The 18,534-nt window shown below is 62.6% G+C and carries 18 protein-coding genes and 1 pseudogene; 15 read left to right on the forward strand and 4 right to left on the reverse strand.

Going from position 1 to position 18,534, the window contains the following annotated elements; translation table 11 throughout:
- Positions 1 to 127: 127 nt before the first annotated feature.
- The 4 genes from BTW08_RS19185 (at position 128) to BTW08_RS17980 (ending at position 2,922) form a co-directional block, all read left to right on the forward strand.
- Positions 128 to 379, forward strand: a complete 252-nt coding sequence (locus BTW08_RS19185; protein ID WP_168170684.1) for a hypothetical protein — start codon at positions 128 to 130, stop codon at positions 377 to 379.
- Between the two features lie 119 nt (positions 380 to 498).
- Positions 499 to 1,161, forward strand: coding sequence for a response regulator transcription factor (locus tag BTW08_RS17970; RefSeq protein ID WP_075563877.1), 663 nt, complete (start codon positions 499 to 501; stop codon positions 1,159 to 1,161).
- Positions 1,158 to 2,555 (forward strand): ATP-binding protein, encoded by a 1,398-nt coding sequence (locus BTW08_RS17975; RefSeq protein WP_075563878.1) that lies wholly within the window; start codon positions 1,158 to 1,160, stop codon positions 2,553 to 2,555. Before BTW08_RS17970 ends, BTW08_RS17975 begins: the two co-directional genes overlap by 4 nt.
- 46 nt (positions 2,556 to 2,601) lie before the next feature.
- The gene (locus BTW08_RS17980; protein ID WP_075563879.1) at positions 2,602 to 2,922 is read left to right on the forward strand and encodes a DUF2834 domain-containing protein; all 321 of its coding nucleotides are present in this window, start codon (positions 2,602 to 2,604) and stop codon (positions 2,920 to 2,922) included.
- Between the two features lie 19 nt (positions 2,923 to 2,941).
- Here the strand turns inward: BTW08_RS17980 and epmB are convergent, their stop codons facing one another.
- Positions 2,942 to 3,988 carry an EF-P beta-lysylation protein EpmB gene (gene epmB, locus BTW08_RS17985; RefSeq protein WP_075563888.1) on the reverse strand — a complete coding sequence of 349 codons (1,047 nt, stop codon included), beginning with the start codon at positions 3,986 to 3,988 and terminating at the stop codon, positions 2,942 to 2,944.
- A 97-nt stretch (positions 3,989 to 4,085) separates the two neighbouring features.
- Between epmB and efp the strand changes: the two genes are divergently transcribed.
- From efp to epmA, 3 genes are all read left to right on the forward strand, one after another.
- The gene (efp, locus tag BTW08_RS17990; RefSeq protein WP_075563880.1) at positions 4,086 to 4,652 is read left to right on the forward strand and encodes an elongation factor P; all 567 of its coding nucleotides are present in this window, start codon (positions 4,086 to 4,088) and stop codon (positions 4,650 to 4,652) included.
- A gap of 208 nt (positions 4,653 to 4,860) precedes the next feature.
- On the forward strand, positions 4,861 to 5,631 hold the full coding sequence (locus BTW08_RS17995) for an SDR family oxidoreductase (RefSeq protein ID WP_075563881.1): 771 nt from the start codon (positions 4,861 to 4,863) through the stop codon (positions 5,629 to 5,631).
- A complete protein-coding gene (gene epmA, locus BTW08_RS18000) occupies positions 5,628 to 6,617 on the forward strand; it encodes an EF-P lysine aminoacylase EpmA (RefSeq protein WP_281492066.1) in 990 nt (329 codons plus the stop codon). The genes BTW08_RS17995 and epmA overlap by 4 nt, the downstream gene beginning before the upstream one ends.
- A gap of 7 nt (positions 6,618 to 6,624) precedes the next feature.
- Here epmA and BTW08_RS18005 read toward each other — a convergent pair whose 3' ends face one another.
- Positions 6,625 to 7,575: a LysR family transcriptional regulator gene (locus BTW08_RS18005; protein ID WP_083627969.1), complete on the reverse strand. Its 951-nt coding sequence runs from the start codon at positions 7,573 to 7,575 to the stop codon at positions 6,625 to 6,627.
- Between the two features lie 216 nt (positions 7,576 to 7,791).
- Between BTW08_RS18005 and BTW08_RS18010 the strand changes: the two genes are divergently transcribed.
- From BTW08_RS18010 to BTW08_RS18040, 8 genes and pseudogenes are all read left to right on the forward strand, one after another.
- Positions 7,792 to 9,429 (forward strand): ABC transporter substrate-binding protein, encoded by a 1,638-nt coding sequence (locus BTW08_RS18010; RefSeq protein WP_210403274.1) that lies wholly within the window; start codon positions 7,792 to 7,794, stop codon positions 9,427 to 9,429.
- Between the two features lie 63 nt (positions 9,430 to 9,492).
- Positions 9,493 to 10,440: an ABC transporter permease gene (locus BTW08_RS18015; protein WP_075563882.1), complete on the forward strand. Its 948-nt coding sequence runs from the start codon at positions 9,493 to 9,495 to the stop codon at positions 10,438 to 10,440.
- Positions 10,437 to 11,342 (forward strand): ABC transporter permease, encoded by a 906-nt coding sequence (locus tag BTW08_RS18020; RefSeq protein ID WP_083627970.1) that lies wholly within the window; start codon positions 10,437 to 10,439, stop codon positions 11,340 to 11,342. The genes BTW08_RS18015 and BTW08_RS18020 overlap by 4 nt, the downstream gene beginning before the upstream one ends.
- On the forward strand, positions 11,339 to 13,063 hold the full coding sequence (locus BTW08_RS18025) for an ABC transporter ATP-binding protein (protein WP_075563883.1): 1,725 nt from the start codon (positions 11,339 to 11,341) through the stop codon (positions 13,061 to 13,063). The genes BTW08_RS18020 and BTW08_RS18025 overlap by 4 nt, the downstream gene beginning before the upstream one ends.
- Positions 13,064 to 13,128: 65 nt before the next feature.
- Positions 13,129 to 14,649, forward strand: a complete 1,521-nt coding sequence (locus BTW08_RS18030; protein ID WP_075563884.1) for a M81 family metallopeptidase — start codon at positions 13,129 to 13,131, stop codon at positions 14,647 to 14,649.
- A gap of 47 nt (positions 14,650 to 14,696) precedes the next feature.
- On the forward strand, positions 14,697 to 15,893 hold the full coding sequence (locus BTW08_RS18035; RefSeq protein ID WP_075563885.1) for a M20 aminoacylase family protein: 1,197 nt from the start codon (positions 14,697 to 14,699) through the stop codon (positions 15,891 to 15,893).
- On the forward strand, positions 15,890 to 16,045 hold the full coding sequence (locus tag BTW08_RS19270) for a hypothetical protein (protein ID WP_210403275.1): 156 nt from the start codon (positions 15,890 to 15,892) through the stop codon (positions 16,043 to 16,045). Before BTW08_RS18035 ends, BTW08_RS19270 begins: the two co-directional genes overlap by 4 nt.
- 12 nt (positions 16,046 to 16,057) lie before the next feature.
- Positions 16,058 to 17,038 (forward strand): annotated as a pseudogene (locus BTW08_RS18040) (M20/M25/M40 family metallo-hydrolase); the annotation flags it as partial.
- Positions 17,039 to 17,069: 31 nt separating this feature from the next.
- Here the strand turns inward: BTW08_RS18040 and arfB are convergent.
- Positions 17,070 to 17,486, reverse strand: a complete 417-nt coding sequence (arfB, locus tag BTW08_RS18045; protein WP_075563886.1) for an alternative ribosome rescue aminoacyl-tRNA hydrolase ArfB — start codon at positions 17,484 to 17,486, stop codon at positions 17,070 to 17,072.
- Between the two features lie 39 nt (positions 17,487 to 17,525).
- Positions 17,526 to 18,374 (reverse strand): archaetidylserine decarboxylase, encoded by an 849-nt coding sequence (asd, locus tag BTW08_RS18050; RefSeq protein WP_139313713.1) that lies wholly within the window; start codon positions 18,372 to 18,374, stop codon positions 17,526 to 17,528.
- Positions 18,375 to 18,534 lie beyond the last annotated feature (160 nt).

Below are 18,534 nucleotides of genomic sequence, written 5' to 3' on the forward strand. Positions count from 1 at the left end.
TTGGTTTCCAAAGCGTCGACTTAGCTCGTCCCGTTCGGAACACTCACTATGACAGCCTAATCTTAAAATCGGCTTACACTCGCCGCCGGGCCTGTTGCCGATTGTCGGCCGAACCCATGACGATGCCATGGCAGAAATGCCGCGACGGCTACGGCATCGCCACCGGCCGGAACCATTACATGCCGCCATGGTAGGAAGGGCGCGTATCGACGAGTGCTTGGTACTGAAAGAGTATGTGGTACTGGAAGAGTACGTGGTGCTGGAAGAGTACGTGGTGCTGGAAGCGTGGCGTGATACTGGAAGAGTGCACGTTGCTGGAAGCGTGCGTGGTATTGAAAGGGTACGGGTACTGGACCGGCGCAGTGGACTGGGACAGTGAATGGATAGTGCAATGAATCGGCGATCGAGCGGTCTGAACGATATGAATGACTTCGAAATTCCGGTTTCGCCCACGCTGGCGACCGTAAGAAAACGATGGCGACAGTAAGAGAGAATGCCATGAGGGTAATGCTGGTTGAAGACGACCCGTTGTTGGGAGAGGGGGTCGTCGATGTACTGCGGCGTGAACAGATGGTGCCGGAGTGGCTGACGGAGGGTCGCGGGGTCTGCGAAGCGCTCGACGACTCCACTTTCGACGCATTGATACTGGACCTGGGACTGCCGGATATCGACGGTTTCGAGGTGCTGAAACAGCTGCGGGAGTCTCGCAGTCAGATTCCCGTATTGGTACTGACCGCCAGGGACGATGTCGTCAATCGAATTCGCGGGCTCGACAGCGGCGCCGACGATTATCTGATCAAGCCGTTCGACAATGGCGAACTGCTGGCGAGGCTGCGGGCGTTGGTACGTCGAAGCGCGGGGCGTGCTTCACCCACGGTAAACTGTGGTCGCCTGACGCTGGACCCGGCAGCCCATGAGATACGCTTCGATCACGCTGTGGTCGCGCTTGGGCGCCGCGAGCACGACCTGCTGGCCTACCTGATGACACATCCCGGCCAGGTCTTCACCCGGGATCAACTGGTCGAGGTGCTTTACGGCTGGGATGCCGAGGTCGAAAGTAACGTCATCGAGGTTCACGTTCATCACCTGCGACGGAAGTTCGGCAGCGATGTGGTGGCGACCGTGCGTAACGTCGGCTACCGGCTGGGAGCGACGGATTGATCTCGATTCGTCGCTATCTTCGCCGTGTTCTGCTGATTTCGGTGACGCTGATCACCTCGATCGCGGCACTCTGGAGCTATCACGACACCCGCGATCAGATCAACGAGCTGTTCGACGCCGAGCTGGCGCAGACCACGCGAACGATGGTGGCGCTCTACTTCGAGTATCGTGGCGATGGCGGCCGCGAGCCTCAGCAGATGATCCGCGATCTTCAACTGCAACCGGTCCTGGTGCCTGACAGCGCCACCGATGCGCCGACGCCGCTGGGCCATCCGTACGAGAAAAAACTGGGGTTCCAGATCTGGGACAACGACGGCCATGCGCTGCTGGGCATGAAAGCCCCCGGGCTGCTAGACACGCTGATACCCGCGCCGGGATATGCGCATGCCGAAGGTGGCGGTCACGACTGGCGCACTTTCACGCTCTACGATGAGGTCCACGGTGTCTGGGCCAGCGCCGCCCAACGGGATGACGTGCGCGACGAACTGACCTGGCAGATCGCGCTGCGCAATCTGATGCCGCCGGTCATCGGGGTGCTGTTGATCGCTCTGCTGATCCCCTTCGCCATCGCGCGCGGGTTCTTGCCGCTGCTGCGCGTCAGCCGCCAGATCACGGCGCGCCAACCGAGCTTTCTCGAGCCCATCGATGGCAGCCAAGTGCCGGAAGAGATCCGCGGCATGGTCAGCGCACTCAACGGGTTGTTCGGTCGGCTGGCCGAGACGCTGGAAAAGGAGCGGCGCTTCACCGCCAATGCCGCGCACGAGCTGCGCACGCCGCTGGCCGCCATCAAGGTGCACGCCCAGAACCTGCTGAACGATACCGTCGAGGAGCGCGCTCAACGCGGTGCTCGCTCGATCATCTACGGCGTCGATCGGATGACTCGCGTGGTCGAACAGCTGTTGACGCTATCGCGACTGGAGAGCGAGGGGGGCCTGAATCGCCAGAGGATCGATCTGACGCGACTGGGGCGAGAACTGCAGCGCGACATTCAGCCGCTGATCGAGAGCCGGGCGATTCGATTCACTCAGGACATCCCCGGGGCTCTGAGTGTGCTCAGTTACGAGAACGGGCTCTACGTGCTGCTGCGCAACCTGCTCGACAACGCCGTGCGCTATACGCCGGAGGGCGGCGTGGTGCGCCTGCGAATGTGGCAGGCCGAGATGCGATTGCATATCGAGATTGCCGACAGCGGGCCGGGCATCCCGGTCGCCGAGCGGGAGCGCGTGTTCGAACGCTTCGTGCGCCTGGCCGGGCAGCGCACCAGCGGATCGGGGCTCGGGCTGTCGATCGTTCAGGAGTTGGCCGAGCGGCTCGGGGGAGATATCCGTCTGGACGAGACTTCCTTGCCGGCCGCCAGTGGCCTGAGCGTTCAGGTGACGCTGCCGCTATCCTGAGTTCTTATAAAGCCTGTCAAACGGACTGCCACACAGGATGTTGCCGATGTTGCGTTTTCTCGTACCTCTGATGACGCTGATCGTGTTCATGGGATACACGATCTTCGCGATCACCACCAGCGACCAGACGCTGGGCCAATTCGCCAGCGGCTTGATGAGTCGTCCAACGACCGCAATGGTAGTGTTCGATGTCTACCTGGCGTTGATCATGATCGCGGTATGGATGTTCTTCGACGCACGCCGACGCGGCCACGGTATCGGCTATCTACTGGTGTTTTACGTCATCACCTTCTGCTTTGGCTCTGCCGGGCCGCTCGCCTATCTGACCCTGCGCGGCTGGCGAGACTATCGACATCTCTCCTCGTGACGGAACCGGGTTGAGTTCCTCATAGCGGTGTCTTGCTCAGCTCACCGGGTACTTCGCGTACCAGGCGCGGCATCAGGAAACCGGCGAGACGCTGGCGTAGCGCTTCTATCAACTGACGGGCCTCGTGATCGGGCACGTCGAAGTGAGCCGCTCCCGATACCGGATCGAGCACATGCAGGTAGTAGGGCAGGATGCCGGCCTCGAATAGGCGCTCCGAGAGTGCAGCCAGCGTGTCGACATCATCGTTGACCCTGCGCAGGAGCACACTCTGATTGAGCAGAGTGACACCGGCGGCCTTGAGCCGGGCGCAGGCGGCGATGACGGCTTCGTCGATCTCCTGAGCGTGATTGATATGCAGCACCATCACGGTCTGCAGTCGAGTCTTGCGCAACCAGTCGAGCAGCGCATCGTCGACCCGGTCGGGAATCACCACCGGCAGGCGGGTGTGGATGCGCAGCCGCTTGAGGTGCGGGATCGCATCCAGCCGCTCGACCAGCGTCGCCAGGCGACGGTCCGGGGAGGCGAGTGGATCGCCGCCGGAAAGGATCGCTTCCAGGATCGAGGCATCCTCGCGCAGGTAATCGAGCGTCTGCTCCCACTCGCGCATCGAGGGCGCGTTGTCGGCGTAAGGGAAATGCCGGCGAAAACAGTAACGGCAGTTGATGGCGCAGGTCGGGCTGGCGATCAGCAACGCCCGGCCGGGATACTTGTGGATCAAGGCCGGCTTGGGAGTGTGATCGCGCTCTTCCAGCGGGTCATCGACGAAGCCCTGCACGGCATCGCTTTCGACGTCCAGCGGCAGTACCTGGCGCAGCAGCGGATCATCGGGGTCGCCACGACGTATTCGGGAGAGATAGGCCTGCGGTACCCGCACGGGGAACAGTTCGTGGCCCGTCCGTGCGCCCAATACCCAGTTGGGGTCCAGGGCCAGGTGCTGACATAGCGCCACGGGATCGCGAACGACATCACGCAGCTGTTGCTGCCAGTCGCCAGCCGGGGTGTCGGATACGGGCGCCGTGTGTACGACCTCTTCGCAATGCACAGCGATCGGGGTTCGGGTTATCATGCTGACCACTTAAAATCAGAGCGCATGCCGCAGGGCATAGCGCGGAATTGGGATTTGTCGTCGCGGATGGCCCGCGATCGTTCATTTGTGAGGAATCATGGCGAACTATTCTACCAACGAATTCAAGGGCGGCCTGAAGGTGATGCTGGATGGCGACCCGTGCAACATTCTCGAGAACGAATTCGTCAAGCCGGGTAAAGGCCAGGCTTTCAGTCGCGTCAAGCTGCGCAACCTGAACACCGGACGGGTCTGGGAGCGCACGTTCAAATCCGGCGAATCGCTGGAAGGCGCCGACGTCATGGATCTGGACATGGAGTATGTCTACTCCGATGGCGACATGTGGCACTTCATGAAGACCGACGGCTCTTTCGAGCAGTATGCGGTCGACAAGAAAGCCATTGGCGACGTCGAGAAGTGGCTCAAGGAACAGGCGGTCTACACCGTGACGCTGTGGAACGATAACGCGATTGCCGTCTCTCCGCCCAACTTCCTCGAGCTCGAAGTGGTCGAGACCGATCCCGGCCTCAAGGGCGACACCGCCCAGGGTGGTTCCAAGCCGGCGAAACTCTCCTCGGGGGCGACGGTGCGCGTGCCGCTGTTTATCAACCAGGGCGAAATTCTCAAGATCGATACGCGCAGCGGCGAGTACGTTTCCCGAGCTTGAGAAGTTGTTCCTGCGAGCGCTCGGAGAGCACACGGCGTTCGCGGAAGAAACTTGATATTGATCCTTCGAAAGCCACGCCTGCGCGTGGCTTTCGTCGTTAGGGCGACCTCTGGCTGGCCGGCGGTACATCGACTGCCGTTCGCCGATCGCATTATGCTTGACAGAGTGTTTGCCGAATAGCGCCGGACAGTGGGTGAGGAGACATGAAATGGCCAGACTAGCGGGGCGCAAGGCGTTGATCACCGGCGGTGCCAGCGGTATCGGCCTGGCAACCGCGGAACGTTTTCTCGCCGAAGGGGCCGATGTCGTCGTGCTGGATCGCGATACGGTTGCTCTCGAGCGCGAATCGATAAGGCTCGCTGCCCGCTTTGCCTCGCGCTGTGTGGGGGTCGAGGCCGATGTGGCCGATGTCGACAGCATTGCTGCCGGCGTCGAGCAGGCACTCTCGACGACGGGGCGCATCGATATCCTGGTCAACGCCGCCGGCGTCAACGTCTTCGGCGATCCGCTCGAACTCGATCGGGAAACCTGGCGGCGCTGCCTGGCGATCAATCTGGAGGGCGCCTGGCACATGATTCAGGCGCTGTTGCCGGGTATGCTGGCGGCGCGATACGGCCATATCGTCAATATCGCTTCGGTTCACGGCCACAAGATCGTCCCCGGTGCCTTCCCGTATCCCGTAGCCAAGCACGGACTGATCGGGCTGACCCGGTCGCTGGGGATCGAGTACGCGGATCGCGGAATTCGGGTCAACTCGATCTCGCCGGGGCTGATCCGCACGCCCGCCGCCGATGCCTGGCTGGCGCAGTGCGACGAGCAGGAGCGCCAGCGGCAGGTCGAGCTGCTGCCCTGCAAACGGCTGGGCGAAGCCGACGAAGTCGCCAATACGGCGCTATTCCTGGCCAGTGACGAAGCCCGTTTCATCAACGCCACCGATATTCTGATCGACGGTGGCCGCAGTCAGGTCTACCACCTGTGACGGATATTCGCGGCGCCGATGACTGGCAGCCCACGGCCACGATCGAGACGCTGCGCGCGCGGGCGCAGCTGATGGCGAAAATCCGGGCGTTCTTCGCGGCGCGGGACGTGCTGGAAGTGGAGACGCCGATTCTCGGTCATGGCGGCAGCACCGATCCGCACCTCGACTCGCTGGCGCTCGAAGCGATCACGCCGGATGGCCATGAACGCCTGTGGCTGCAGACGTCTCCCGAATTCCACATGAAGCGGCTGCTGGCCGTCGGCAGCGGTCCGATCTTCCAGCTGGCGCGCAGTTTTCGCGACGGCGAGGTCGGGCGGCGCCATAACATCGAGTTCACCATGCTCGAGTGGTATCGCCCGGGTCTGTCGCTGGCGGGGCTGATCGACGAGTGCGAGGCGCTGATTCGCCACGTACTGCCGATCGACCCGGGCCCGCTGCGTCAGCGGCGCTACCGTGATCTTTTCCGCGAGACGCTCGATGTCGATCCGTTCACCACGTCGCTCGCGATCTTGCGCCAGCGTGGTGCCGAGATCGGCGGGTTGTCTATGACCGACGCCGATCGTGACGGCTGTCTCGACCTGCTGATGAGCTTCGCTATTGAGCCGCTGCTGGGCCGAGAGGGGATCGATGTCGTCGTCGACTATCCGGCCAGCCAGGCGGCGCTGGCGCGTAAGCATCGAGATCCGGAGGACGGCGCGGAAGTGGCCTCGCGATTCGAGATCTATCTTCACGGCATCGAGCTCGCCAACGGGTACGACGAGTTGACCGATGCCGCGGAGCAGGCCGTGCGCTTCGCCGATGACAACCGCCAGCGCCAGGCGCTTGGCAAGCCAACGGTCGATATCGATCATCGTTTGGTGGCAGCGCTCGAATCCGGCATGCCGCCCGCCAGCGGCGTGGCACTCGGCGTCGATCGCCTGATTCAGCTGGCGTTGATGAAAGATTCGATCGCCGAGGTCATGGCGTTTCCCACGCCGCGGTGTTGAACCGCGCCTACCAATCGACCCGCTCGCGTTCACCGAATGGCCAGAGGTCGACGATCTCCCTCAGCAGCTGCTTGGCGGCCGGCGATAGCGGACGCTGACGACGCACGATGACGTGCGCTTCTGCTTCTTGAAAGACCGGATGATCGATCTCCAGCGCGACCAGTTGGCCGCGCCGCAGCTCGTGCAGCAGAGCCACGCGGCCGATGAAGGTCACGCCGTCGCCGGAACTCACGTACTGCTTCAGCGTAGCCAGTGAGTTGCTGACCAGGCTGGCATGGAAATGACGCTTGCTGATGACTGCCGCGGCGTCGATCAACTGCCGGATACCATAACCATGACCCACCAGACCCAGCGGCCATTCGAGGGTGGCATCCAGTGCGAGCGGTTGGGGCAGTCGAGTCAGCGGATGTCTCGGGTGAACGATAGCGCAGAGCGGCTGATGGACTGAGACGACCGACTCGATACCGGGAGTCAGCCTGGGCGCATAGGCGATGCCGATATGGGCCTGGCCCTCGTAGACCTGACGCACCACGTCGTTGACGTTGGCCAGGTTCATTTCGACGGTCAGTTGTGGATGACGAGCGCAGAAATCGTTCATCACACCACTCATCAAGCGGTCGCTGTACCCCTCGCTGATCGCCAGACTGATATGACCGCGTTGCAGCCCATCCAGTTCGGCTAGCTGTCCGAGCAGCGTCTGCTCGGCGACATCTCGCTCTCGATAGAAGTCGAGCAGAATGCCGCCAGCTTCGGTGGCGCGCACGCCGCGACCATGGCGTTCTACCAGCGTCATGACGAGCGCCTGCTCGAGCTGTCGAATCTGGCGACTGATGACGGAGGGTTCGACATCGAGGCGGTCCGAAGCGGTGCGGATCGAGCCGGCGTCGAGCGCCTGCGAGAAATAGTGAAGCCAGCGGCTGTTCAGGTGGGCCGGGAACGGTTCTTTGTCATGGGCCACGGGGCGCGTCCGAATAGAAGGAGTTCCAAGAATGCTTCGGATGTTGCTTTTTAAGCAACACTAACCTGTCGACGAAAGTATTGTTTTCTTCACTGCGGGATCTACTCTCGGGGAAGAGCGACATGGGCCGGGCGGTCCTGCCAACGGCAGGAACAATAACAATCGCGTCCGTCCTTATCGTTAACGACAACCATAAGATCGACAACGAGGTTTCTCATGGCGACTCCTTTCTCGCGTCGTTTTTCCGTTGCACGCCGCCGTCTACTGGTCGGTATGACAATGGTGGCATTCCTCTCCACTTGCGGCGCGATTTCATCGCTTGCCGCTGCGCCGGCCGAGGCCAATACCCTCCGCGCGGTCATGCACTCCGGACTGCGCGTACTCGACCCGATCACCACGACCGCTCACATCACCCGCGACCATGGCTACATGATCTGGGACACGCTGCTGGGCATGGACGATAAATTTCAGCCGCAACCGCAGATGGCGGAATGGTCGGTTTCCGACGATGGCATGACCTACACCTTCACCCTGCGCGATGGACTGTCGTGGCACGATGGGGGAGAAGTGACCGCCAAGGACGTGGTGGCGTCGTTCAAACGCTGGACTGCTCGCGATGGCGGCGGTCAGATGCTGATGGATCATGTCGAAAGCGTCGAAGCGACGGATGCCCGCAACATGACGCTGACGCTATCATCGCCATTCGCCTATGTCCTCGAGCTGATGGCGAAGCCTTCATCGGTGCCGCTATTCGTGATGCCGGAGCGTATCGCCAGCAAATCGCCCGACGAAACGCTGACGGTCGAGGATCAAATCGGCTCAGGCCCCTTCACTTTTGTCGCCGACGAGTACGATCCCGGTAACCGGGTCGTCTATGAGAAATTCGAAGACTACGTGCCACGTAAGGAGCCGGCCAGCTGGACCGCCGGCGGTAAGGTGGTCAATGTCGATCGCGTCGAATGGATCAACATGAGTGACGCGCAGACCGCGCTCAATGCCCTCAACTCCGGCGAGATCGACTTTCTCGAATCGCCCTCCGTCGATCTGCTGCCAGTGCTGCAGGCCAATCCTGACCTGACTATCGAGAAGATCAACGAGCTGGGTAGCCAGACCATCGGTCGCTTCAATTTCCTCTACCCTCCTTTCGACGATCCCAAGATCCGGCAAGCGGCTCTGATGGCCATGGATCAGGAAGATGTCCTGGCTTCGCTGGTCGGAAATCCGGAGTTCTATTCCACCTGTGACTCGATGTATGGCTGTCAGACGCCGCTGGCGACGGATGCCGGCGCGCCGGATTCGCTGGCGACCGGTGGCGGGACCGAGGCGGCCAAGAAGCTGCTGGAGGAGGCTGGCTACGACGGTACGCCTGTCGTGATGATGCAGCCGACCGATGCGCCCACGGTCAGCCCGCAGCCGGTGATCGCCGCGCAGTTGCTGCGCCAGGCCGGGTTCACTGTCGATCTGCAGCCGATGGACTGGCAGACGCTGGTGACGCGCCGCGCCAGCCAGCAGCCACCGTCGGAAGGCGGCTGGAACATGTTCTTTACCAACTGGTATATCCCCGAGGTATGGAATCCGCTGGTCAACCCGATGCTCAACGGCCGCGGTAAGGACGGCGGCTGGTTCGGCTGGCCGGACGACGCCGAACTCGAGTCGATGCGCAACGAGTTCGCCAAGGCCACCAGTGACGATGACCGCAAGGCGATTGCCGAGCGCATTCAGCAGCATGCCTTCGAACAGGTGACCTATATCCCGCTGGGCGAGTACTCGATCCCCGCAGCCTGGAATAACGATCTCTCCGGCATTCTGCATTCGCCGGTGCCGGTGTTCTGGAACATCACCAAGTCCGAGTGATCGAGGAGGGGCGCGGCTGTCGTCGCGTCCCGTTCCTGCTGTGAACTGCAACGGAGTACGCTCATGTTCAGCTACTGTCTGCGTCGGACATTGGCGGCAGTACCGGTGATGGTAGTGGTTGCGCTGTTCGTCTTTCTGCTGCTGCGACTCTCGCCGGGTGACCCCGCCGCGATCATTGCCGGCGATATGGCCACGCCGGAGCAACTGGATCGCATCCGCGAAACCCTGGGGCTGAATCAGCCCATCTATATTCAGTTTTTCCACTGGTCCGGCGAGCTGTTGCGCGGCGATTTCGGCACGTCGTTGATGTCGAATCTTCCGGTGACGCAATTGATGGCGCAGCGTCTCGAGCCGACCGTCAGCCTGGCCCTATTGAGCATCGCGCTGTCGGTAGTCGTGGCAGTGCCGATGGGCGTCATCGCGGCCTGGAAACACGGCAGCCTGATCGATAACGCCATCATGTCTATGTCGGTGCTGGGGTTCTCGGTACCGGTGTTCGTGATCGGCTACATCCTGATCAAGATCTTCGCCATCGATCTCGGCTGGTTGCCGGTGCAGGGCTTCAAGCGAATTTCTCAGGATGGCTTCGGACCTTTCATCCAGCATGCGATTCTCCCGGCGCTGATGCTGTCGACGATCTATATCGCGCTGATTGCGCGCATGACCCGCGCCAGCATGCTCGACGTGCTGGGTGAAGACTATATCCGTACTGCGCACGCCAAGGGCGCCAGCGAGAAGCGGGTCCTGTTCAAGCACGCGCTGCGCAACGCCGGCGTGCCGATACTCGAGGTGATCGGTACCGGCTTCGCGCTGATGATCACCGGTGTGGTCGTGACCGAGAGCGTATTCAACATTCCCGGACTCGGTCGTCTGACCGTCGATGCCATTCTCTCCCGCGATTATCCCGTCATTCAGGGTTTGATTCTGGTGACGAGCGGGGTCTACGTGCTGATCAATCTGGCCATCGACCTCTCCTATGCGCTGCTCGACCCGAGGATTCGTTACCAATGAGTCTATCAACGCCCGAATCCGTTGCCACTGAGCGCTCCGAGACCATGCCACTTCGACGGCGACTGCGATTGTGGCCACGTCGACGCCCCGGATGGACCATCATCCTGGCCGCGATCTGTCTGATCCTGATCGTCGTCGTGGCCATCCTGGCACCCTGGCTGGCGCCTCACGATCCGCTCAACATGTCGCCGGCAAACCGCCTGAAGCCGGCTGACGACGCCTACTGGCTAGGAACCGACGCCTACGGTCGAGACCTGCTGTCACGAGTGCTCTACGGGGCTCGAGTCTCGCTGACCGTGGGGATCGGCAGTGCCTTGATCAGCGTTGTCATCGGCCTGCCGCTGGGTATTCTGGCCGGCTTCTTTCGCGGTCTCGACGCGGTGATCATGCGCGTCATGGATGGTTTGATGGCGATTCCCAGCGTACTGCTGGCCATCGCCATCGTCTCCCTGATCAGTGCCAACCTGTGGACGGTCATGGCGGCGATCACCATCCCCGAAATCCCCCGGATCGTGCGCCTGGTTCGTTCGGTGGTGCTGTCCGCGCGGGAAGAGCCTTACGTCGAGGCAGCCGTGGCGCTGGGCAGCAGTCTTTTCACCATCATGTGGCGCCATCTGATGCCCAACACGCTGGCGCCGCTGATCGTGATGAGCACTTATATCTGTGCCTCGGCGATTCTGACCGAGGCCATTCTCTCCTTCCTGGGCGCTGGCCTCGGTACCGAGACGCCGACCTGGGGCAATATCATGGCGGAGGGCCGAACCTACTTCCTGATCAAGCCATCGCTGATTTTCTGGCCGGGCATCATGCTGTCGATCTGCATTCTGTCGATCAATCTGCTCGGCGACGCCGCCCGTGATCGCCTCGACCCCCGATTGCAGAAACGTGGAGGTGCGCAATGACCCATGACGCCATCCATCCCGCCCGGGTGCCGGATCCGGTGCTGACTATCGAGGGGCTGAGGGTCGCGCCGCAATCAACGCCGACCAAGCCGATTCTCAAGGGCATCGACTTCACGATTGCCGCGGGCGAAACGCTTTGCCTGGTCGGCGAATCCGGATCCGGCAAGTCGGTCACCTCGCTGGCGGTCATGGGGCTTTTGCCCAAGGGCATTCTCAAGGCAACCGGGGGACGTATCGACCTGGAGGGGGATTCCCTGCTCGAGGCTTCGAGGGGCCGGCTGCGAGACCTTCGCGCCAGTCGCATGTCGATGATCTTTCAGGAGCCGATGACGGCGCTGAACCCGCTGATGCGGGTCGGCGAGCAGATCGAAGAGGTGCTGGTCATGCACCAGAAGGGGCTCTCTTCGAAGCAGCGCCAGGACCGCGTGCTGGAGATGCTCGACCAGGTCCAGCTGCCGGACATCGCGCGCGTCTACGCCAGCTGGCCGCATCAGCTCTCGGGCGGCCAGCGCCAGCGAATCATGATCGCGATGGCGTTGATCCTCGAGCCCAAGCTGTTGATTGCCGACGAACCCACCACCGCGCTGGATGTCACCACGCAGAAGCAGATCCTCAAGTTGATCAAGGAACTGCAGAAGCGCCATGGCACCTCGGTGCTGTTCATCACGCACGACATGGGGGTGGTGGCCGACATTGCAGATCGTGTCTGCGTGATGCGTGACGGTGAAGTGGTAGAGACGCAGCCGATCGAGGATCTGCTGCGCTGGCCCAAGACGGAGTACACCCGCCAACTGCTGACGGCGGTGCCGAGCCTGCGACCGAGAGCGGCGCGCGCAGTGACCGACCGCGAAATCGTGCTGGAGGCAATCGAACTCGAGAAGCGTTATGGCGAACGTTCGGCCTGGGCGCGCTGGACCGGCAAGGCGACGTCGCAGACGTTGGCGGCCAGCGATATCAACTTCGCCCTGACGCGCGGGCGGACGCTGGGCATCGTTGGCGAGAGCGGCTCCGGCAAGTCCACCGTCGCGCGTTGCGTGATGCGCATGATCGAACCGACCGGCGGGGGTGTGCGGGTCATGGGCAAGGATATTGCCAGCCTGGGGAGAGCAGCGCTGAAGCCCCATCGCAAGCGTATCCAGATGATCTTTCAGGATCCCTTCCGCTCGCTCAACCCGCGGCTGAAGATCGCCACCAGTCTGGTAGAAGGTCCGGTCAATTACGGTACGTCTCGGGAAGAGGCGCTGGCGAAAGCCGCCGAACTGCTGGCGCTGGTGGGGTTGCCGAAGGATGCGCTGGATCGCTATCCCCATCAGTTCTCCGGTGGACAGCGCCAGCGTATCGCCATTGCGCGGGCGCTGGCGATGGAGCCCGACGTGCTGGTCGCCGACGAAGCGGTCTCGGCGCTGGATGTCTCGGTCCAGGCCCAGGTGCTCGAGCTGCTCGACGAGCTTCAGCGACGGCTCGGCATCGCCGTGCTGTTCATTACCCACGATCTACGTGTCGCCGCCCAGATCTGTGACGAGGTGATGGTGATGCAGAAAGGCGTGGTCGTGGAATATGGACCGGCCGAGCGCGTACTGGGCTCGCCGGAACATCCCTACACGCGCTCGCTGATGCTGGCGGCGCCCGGACGGCACTGGGACTTTTCGGAATTCCGGCCTCTCGATCGCGTCTTCGAAGAGACTCCGACGGCCACATCGACCGCCAGCGTCTATCAGTGAACGGCCGGGGGCCACATGGCCGAGTCGCCGATTCTTCATGATCTACTGGATTCAAGGAATGCTTCATGTCACACCTCCGGATTGCCGTCGGTGGTTTTCTCCACGAAACCAATACTTTTGCGCCTAGTCAGGCGACCTATGAAGACTTCCTGCGCGGTGGTGGCGCGCCACCGCTGAGCGAGGGCGAAGCGGTCTTCGACGCGGTGGCCGCCAGTAATATTGGTCTGTGCGGTTTCATCGATGCCCCCGAAGCCCGGGCATGGCGCCTGATCCCTACGCTCTGGGCGGCGGCGAGTCCGTCGGCTCATGTCACGCAGGACGCCTTCGAGCGCATTGCCGCGCGGCTGTTGGCGGCCATCGACGAGGCGATGCCCCTCGATGGCGTCTATCTCGATCTGCACGGTGCCATGGTCACCCAACACTTCGATGACGGCGAAGGCGAGTTGCTGCGTCGCGTCAGGGCCCTGGTGGGTGAAGACGTACCGATCGTCGCCACGCTGGATCTGCACGGCAACGTCACGCCGACGATGGTCGAGCAGGCCGATATGCTGATTGCTTACCGTACATATCCGCACATCGACATGGCGGAAACCGGCGCCCGCTGCGCCACTGCCGTGGCGAGGCTGCTGTCGGGCAACAGCCGGCCGGCGAAGGCGTTTCGTCAGCTCGATTACCTGATGCCGATCGCCTGGCAGTGCACGGCGGAAGAACCATGCCGCTCGCTCTATGCCGAGGTGGCGGCGATGGAGAGCGAATCGCTACCCTCGGTATCATTCCTGACCGGCTTTCCGGCCGCCGATTTTCCCGACTGCGGCCCTTGCATCGTGGTGTACGGAACCGATCCGGATAGCGCGGATCAGGCCGCCGACCGGCTGGCGGCGAGGATAGCGGCGCAGGAGCCGGCGTTCGCGGGGCGAGTGTTCGAGCCGGAAGCGGGCGTGCGGGAGGCGATGCGGCTGGCGGAAAGTGCGACAAGGCCAGTGGTGATCGCCGATACCCAGGACAATCCGGGGGCGGGCGGGAATTCCGACACCATGGGCATGCTGAAAGCGCTCATCGCTTGCGGGGCGGAGCGCGCTGCGATCGGCAACGTGTTCGACTCGGCAGCGGCCAGGGCCGCGCACGAGGCGGGCGTCGGCGCGGTGGTCCGGCTGGCGCTCGGCGGGCATTCCGGCGTGGAAGGGGACTCGCCGCTGGAGGCTGAGTTCACGGTCGAAGCGCTCTCGGACGGTCGCTTTGTCGCGCCCGGCCCCTATTACGGCGGTGGGCGTCTCGACATGGGCCCATCCGCCTGCCTGCGAATCGGCGACGTACGTGTCGTGGTGGTCAGCCGCAAGGCGCAGATGGCGGATCAGGCGATGTACCGTTCGGTGGGTATCGAACCATTGGAGCAGGCCATTCTGGTCAACAAGAGTTCGGTGCATTTCCGCGCCGATTTCGCGCCGATCGCGGAGACGATTCTGGTCTGCGCCGCTCCGGGGCCAATGGCGGTGGATCCCGCCATGCTGCCCTGGAAACGGTTACGCGCCGGCCTTCGCACCGCCCCGTTGGGGCAGCCGTTCGTACCGGTTGCCGATCCTGCCTAAGAGACCATTCGCGAGCCGTTTCGCCACTGTCACTGCAAGGAGTTTTCATGACGACGTTACCCCGCATCGATGCCTTCACCGCTGAGCTGATCGAGATTCGTCACGACATTCACGCCCATCCGGAAATCGGTTTCGAAGAGCAGCGTACCTCCGCGATCGTCGCCGCCTATCTGCAAGCGCTGGGACTCGAGGTTCACACCGGCATCGGCAAGACCGGCGTCATCGGCCTGATCGACGGCCAGCGAGGGCCGGGCAAGACCGTAGGGCTGCGTGCCGATATGGATGCGCTGCCCATGAATGAAGAGACGGGGCTACCGTTTGCGTCGACAAATCCCGGCCGTTTTCATGGCTGTGGTCATGACGGTCACACCACGATGCTGCTGGGCGCGGCGCGCTATCTTGCCGAGACCCGGGACTTCGCCGGTCGCGCGATCCTCATCTTTCAACCGGCGGAGGAGGGGCTGGGCGGGGCGCGGCGGATGATCGCCGAAAAGCTGTTCGCGCGTTTTCCCTGTGACGAAATCTATGCGCTGCACAATGCGCCGCACCTCGATCACGGTCAGATTCGGGTGATGAGCGGCAAGGCGATGGCGGGCGCGGAATTCTTCGATATCGTCATTCGCGGCCGAGGCAGCCATGGTGCGCAGCCCAATAACGCACGGGATCCGATCGTGGTGGCGACCCAGCTTTCACAGGCCATGCAGAGCATCGTCAGCCGCAATACCGACCCGCTGGACGCTGCCGTGGTCTCGATCACGCAGTTGCACTCGGGCTCCGCCTACAACGTGATTCCGCAGTCGGCCACGCTCTCCGGGACCATTCGCACTTTCGACGACAGCGTCGCGTCGTTGATCCACGGACGCATTCGTGAACTGGCCGCCGGGCTCGCCGACGCCTATGGGGTCGAGATTGATGTCGATATCCGCAACATCTTCTCGGTGCTGGAGAACCACGTCGAACAGACCGAGGCGCTGGCGGCAGCGGCCAGAGAGATCGTCGGTGAGGCCGGCGTTGGCGATCTCGGCCGTCCGGTGATGGGCAGCGAGGATTTCGCCGACATGCTGAAGCTCGTGCCGGGCTCCTATTGCTGGGTCGGTCACGCTGGCGATATTCCGGTTCATAATTCGGCATTCGTGCTCGATGATGGCATTTTGCCGGTTGGCGCGAGCCTGCTGGCGCGGATTGCCGAGCGCCGTCTCAATGAGCTGGCCGGTGTCAGTGCAGCCCGGGCGGTCAGCGCATGAGTCTCGCCTCGAATTTCGCAAAGGCTCTCGCGTTCGATCTCGACGAACTGCTGGCAGGCCTGAAGCGCTGGGTCGAGTGTGAGAGCCCGACCTTCGACACCGGTGCGGTCAATCGCATGATGACGCTGGCTGCGGAAGACCTGGCCACCTGAGGTGCCGATGTCGAGCGCATTCCGGGTCCGCCGGGGATCGGCGATTGCCTCAAGGCGAGCTTTCCGCATCCCGATAGCGAACGTGGCGGCATTCTGATCATGGCGCATCTCGATACGGTTCATCCCGTCGGGACGCTGGAAACATTGCCCTTCAGGCAGGAGGGTACTCGCTGTTACGGCCCCGGCATCTGCGATATGAAGGGCGGGACTTACGCTGCGCTTCAAGCGGTCGTTGCGCTGCGGGAAGCGGGAATCGACACAGCGTTACCGATTCATGTACTGCTGACCTGCGATGAAGAGATCGGTAGTCCCGGCACCCGCGAGCTGATCGAACGGGAAGCGTCAAGACATCGCTATATTCTGGTGCCGGAACCGGCTTGGGAGGGCTATGGCGTGGTCAGCGGGCGCTACGCCATTGCCCGTTTCGAGCTGCTGGCTCACGGCCGGCCGAGTCATGCCGGTGCCGCATTGGCGGAAGGGCACTCGGCGATTCGCGAGATGGTCGCGCGGATTCCCGGAATCGAGGCAATGACCGACGACGACTGTACCTTCAGCGTCGGTGTGGTGCAGGGCGGTCAATGGGTCAACTGCGTGTCGACCACCTGCCGCGGCGAGGCGCTGAGCATGGCCAAGCGTCAGACCGATCTGGATCGCGGTATCGAACGCATGCTGCGATGGAACCAGCTTGACGAGAGCGGGGTCGGTTTCGAGGTCAAGCTGGGCGTGGTGCGGCCGGTGTGGGAGCCGAACGCGGCGACGCTAGCGCTTTATGCTCACGCCAAGGCCGTTGCGGAGGAGCTGGAAATGCCATTGCCGCATTCCAGCAACGGCGGTGGTTCCGATGGCAATTTCACCGGGGCGTTGGGGCTGGCGACGCTCGACGGTCTGGGCCTGCGCGGTGCCGGTATTCATACCCTGAGCGAACACATCGAGGTCGACAGCCTGATCGAGCGCTCGAGACTGATGGCCGGTTTGATGGCAAGACTGACATAGCGATTCGACCGTCTCGAAGAGGGTAGGTAGTTCACTCATCCACGCGGCCACGCAGACGCTTTTTCTGACCCTGGCGGGTCTTGCTATCGGCGCGCTTGCGTTTGGCGTTACGGCTGGGCTTGGTTGCCTGCCGCGGCTTGTCGCCGTAGAGCACGGGTTTGATCAGCTGCTTGAGCCGGACCAGCGCGGCATCCCGGTTGAGCTCCTGGGTACGGTGCTCCTGTGACTTGATCACGACGACGCCGTCGCGGGTGATACGTCGGTCACTGAGCGCCAGCAGTTTTTCCTTGAAGCCGGGATGTAGACTCGAGGCACGGATGTCGAAGCGCAGGTGAATCGCCGAGGAGACCTTGTTGACGTTCTGGCCCCCGGCGCCTTGCGCGCGAACCGCGATGAGCTCGATCTCGTTGTCGGGGATCGACACGTTGCGGGAGATTTCCAGTGGCATTGCATGCTCCCTGAAGTGTCCATAGATTGAATGGGTGTTTTAGATGGCGCCGGGCAGTGCGCCCATCGTCTGGCCCATGCTGATCGGGTCGCCCTCGGGGTCGAAATCCCCAAACGCGGTTTCGCGGCCCAGGCACATCACTACGGTGGAGCCGAGCTTGAAGCGGCCCATCTCCTCGCCTTTCTCGATCACGATCGGCTCATCGAAACGGGTGGTCTGGACGCGTCCGCTCAACGGGGTGACCTGGCCGGCCCACGTCGTCTCGATCGCGGCGACGATCATCGCGCCGACCAGCACCATGGCCAAAGGCCCGTGTTCGGTATCGAAGATACAGACCAGCCGCTCGTTGCGAGCGAACAGCCCGGGAACATGGTTGGCGGTGGCGCTGTTGACCGAGAACAGCCGCCCCGGCACGTAGGTCATCTCGCGTAGGGTGCCGGTCATCGGCATGTGGACGCGGTGATAGTCCTTCGGCGCGAGGTAGACCGTGGCGAAGCTGCCCTGACGGAACGGCGCCGCGCGCGAGACATCGCCGCCGAGCAGTGCGCTGAGCGAGTAGGTCTGGCCCTTGGCCTGGATCAGCGTGCCGTGTTCGATACGCCCGTAGCGCGAAAGCACGCCGTCGGCCGGCGATACCAGCCCTTCGCCGATGGGACGAGCGCCGGGTTTGAGGGCGCGGGTGAAGAAATCGTTGAAGCAGGCGTAGCGGGTCGGATCCGGCTCCAGGGCCTGGCTCATGTCAACGCCGTAGGTGTCGATGAAGCGGCGAATGAACAGGTCCTTGACCGCGGCGATCCGGCAATCGGCGAGCTGGCCGATCAGTCGCGAGATCGCATGCTGGGGCAGCGGGTACTGAATTCTGGCGAAGAGTTCCTGGCGATCCACGATGACGACCCCGATATTGGAAGAGAGACCCGCTTGAAGACGGATAAGCTGAAAGGCGGACAAGGTAGCGAGAGTCCCCGGTCCGCGCAATAGACTGAGCTACGAGCTACGAGCTACGAGCTACGAGCTACGAGCTACGAGCTACGAGCTACGAGCTACGAGT

Origin of the sequence: Salinicola sp. MH3R3-1 (assembly GCF_001937155.1) — a bacterium.
GTDB lineage: Bacteria > Pseudomonadota > Gammaproteobacteria > Pseudomonadales > Halomonadaceae > Salinicola > Salinicola halophyticus.

What these genes read in the sequence shown, in the direction of transcription:
- BTW08_RS18010 (WP_210403274.1), top strand. Translation starts at nt 7,792, where the DNA reads ATGGCGACTCCTTTCTCGCGTCGTTTTTCCGTTGCACGCCGCCGTCTA.
- BTW08_RS19270 (WP_210403275.1), top strand. Translation starts at nt 15,890, where the DNA reads ATGAGTCTCGCCTCGAATTTCGCAAAGGCTCTCGCGTTCGATCTCGAC.
- BTW08_RS18035 (WP_075563885.1), top strand. Translation starts at nt 14,697, where the DNA reads ATGACGACGTTACCCCGCATCGATGCCTTCACCGCTGAGCTGATCGAG.
- BTW08_RS17995 (WP_075563881.1), top strand. Translation starts at nt 4,861, where the DNA reads ATGGCCAGACTAGCGGGGCGCAAGGCGTTGATCACCGGCGGTGCCAGC.
- BTW08_RS17970 (WP_075563877.1), top strand. Translation starts at nt 499, where the DNA reads ATGAGGGTAATGCTGGTTGAAGACGACCCGTTGTTGGGAGAGGGGGTC.
- efp (WP_075563880.1), top strand. Translation starts at nt 4,086, where the DNA reads ATGGCGAACTATTCTACCAACGAATTCAAGGGCGGCCTGAAGGTGATG.
- BTW08_RS18020 (WP_083627970.1), top strand. Translation starts at nt 10,437, where the DNA reads ATGAGTCTATCAACGCCCGAATCCGTTGCCACTGAGCGCTCCGAGACC.
- BTW08_RS18030 (WP_075563884.1), top strand. Translation starts at nt 13,129, where the DNA reads ATGTCACACCTCCGGATTGCCGTCGGTGGTTTTCTCCACGAAACCAAT.
- BTW08_RS18015 (WP_075563882.1), top strand. Translation starts at nt 9,493, where the DNA reads ATGTTCAGCTACTGTCTGCGTCGGACATTGGCGGCAGTACCGGTGATG.
- arfB (WP_075563886.1), bottom strand. Translation starts at nt 17,486, where the DNA reads ATGCCACTGGAAATCTCCCGCAACGTGTCGATCCCCGACAACGAGATC.
- epmB (WP_075563888.1), bottom strand. Translation starts at nt 3,988, where the DNA reads ATGATAACCCGAACCCCGATCGCTGTGCATTGCGAAGAGGTCGTACAC.
- BTW08_RS19185 (WP_168170684.1), top strand. Translation starts at nt 128, where the DNA reads ATGGCAGAAATGCCGCGACGGCTACGGCATCGCCACCGGCCGGAACCA.
- BTW08_RS18025 (WP_075563883.1), top strand. Translation starts at nt 11,339, where the DNA reads ATGACCCATGACGCCATCCATCCCGCCCGGGTGCCGGATCCGGTGCTG.
- BTW08_RS17980 (WP_075563879.1), top strand. Translation starts at nt 2,602, where the DNA reads ATGTTGCGTTTTCTCGTACCTCTGATGACGCTGATCGTGTTCATGGGA.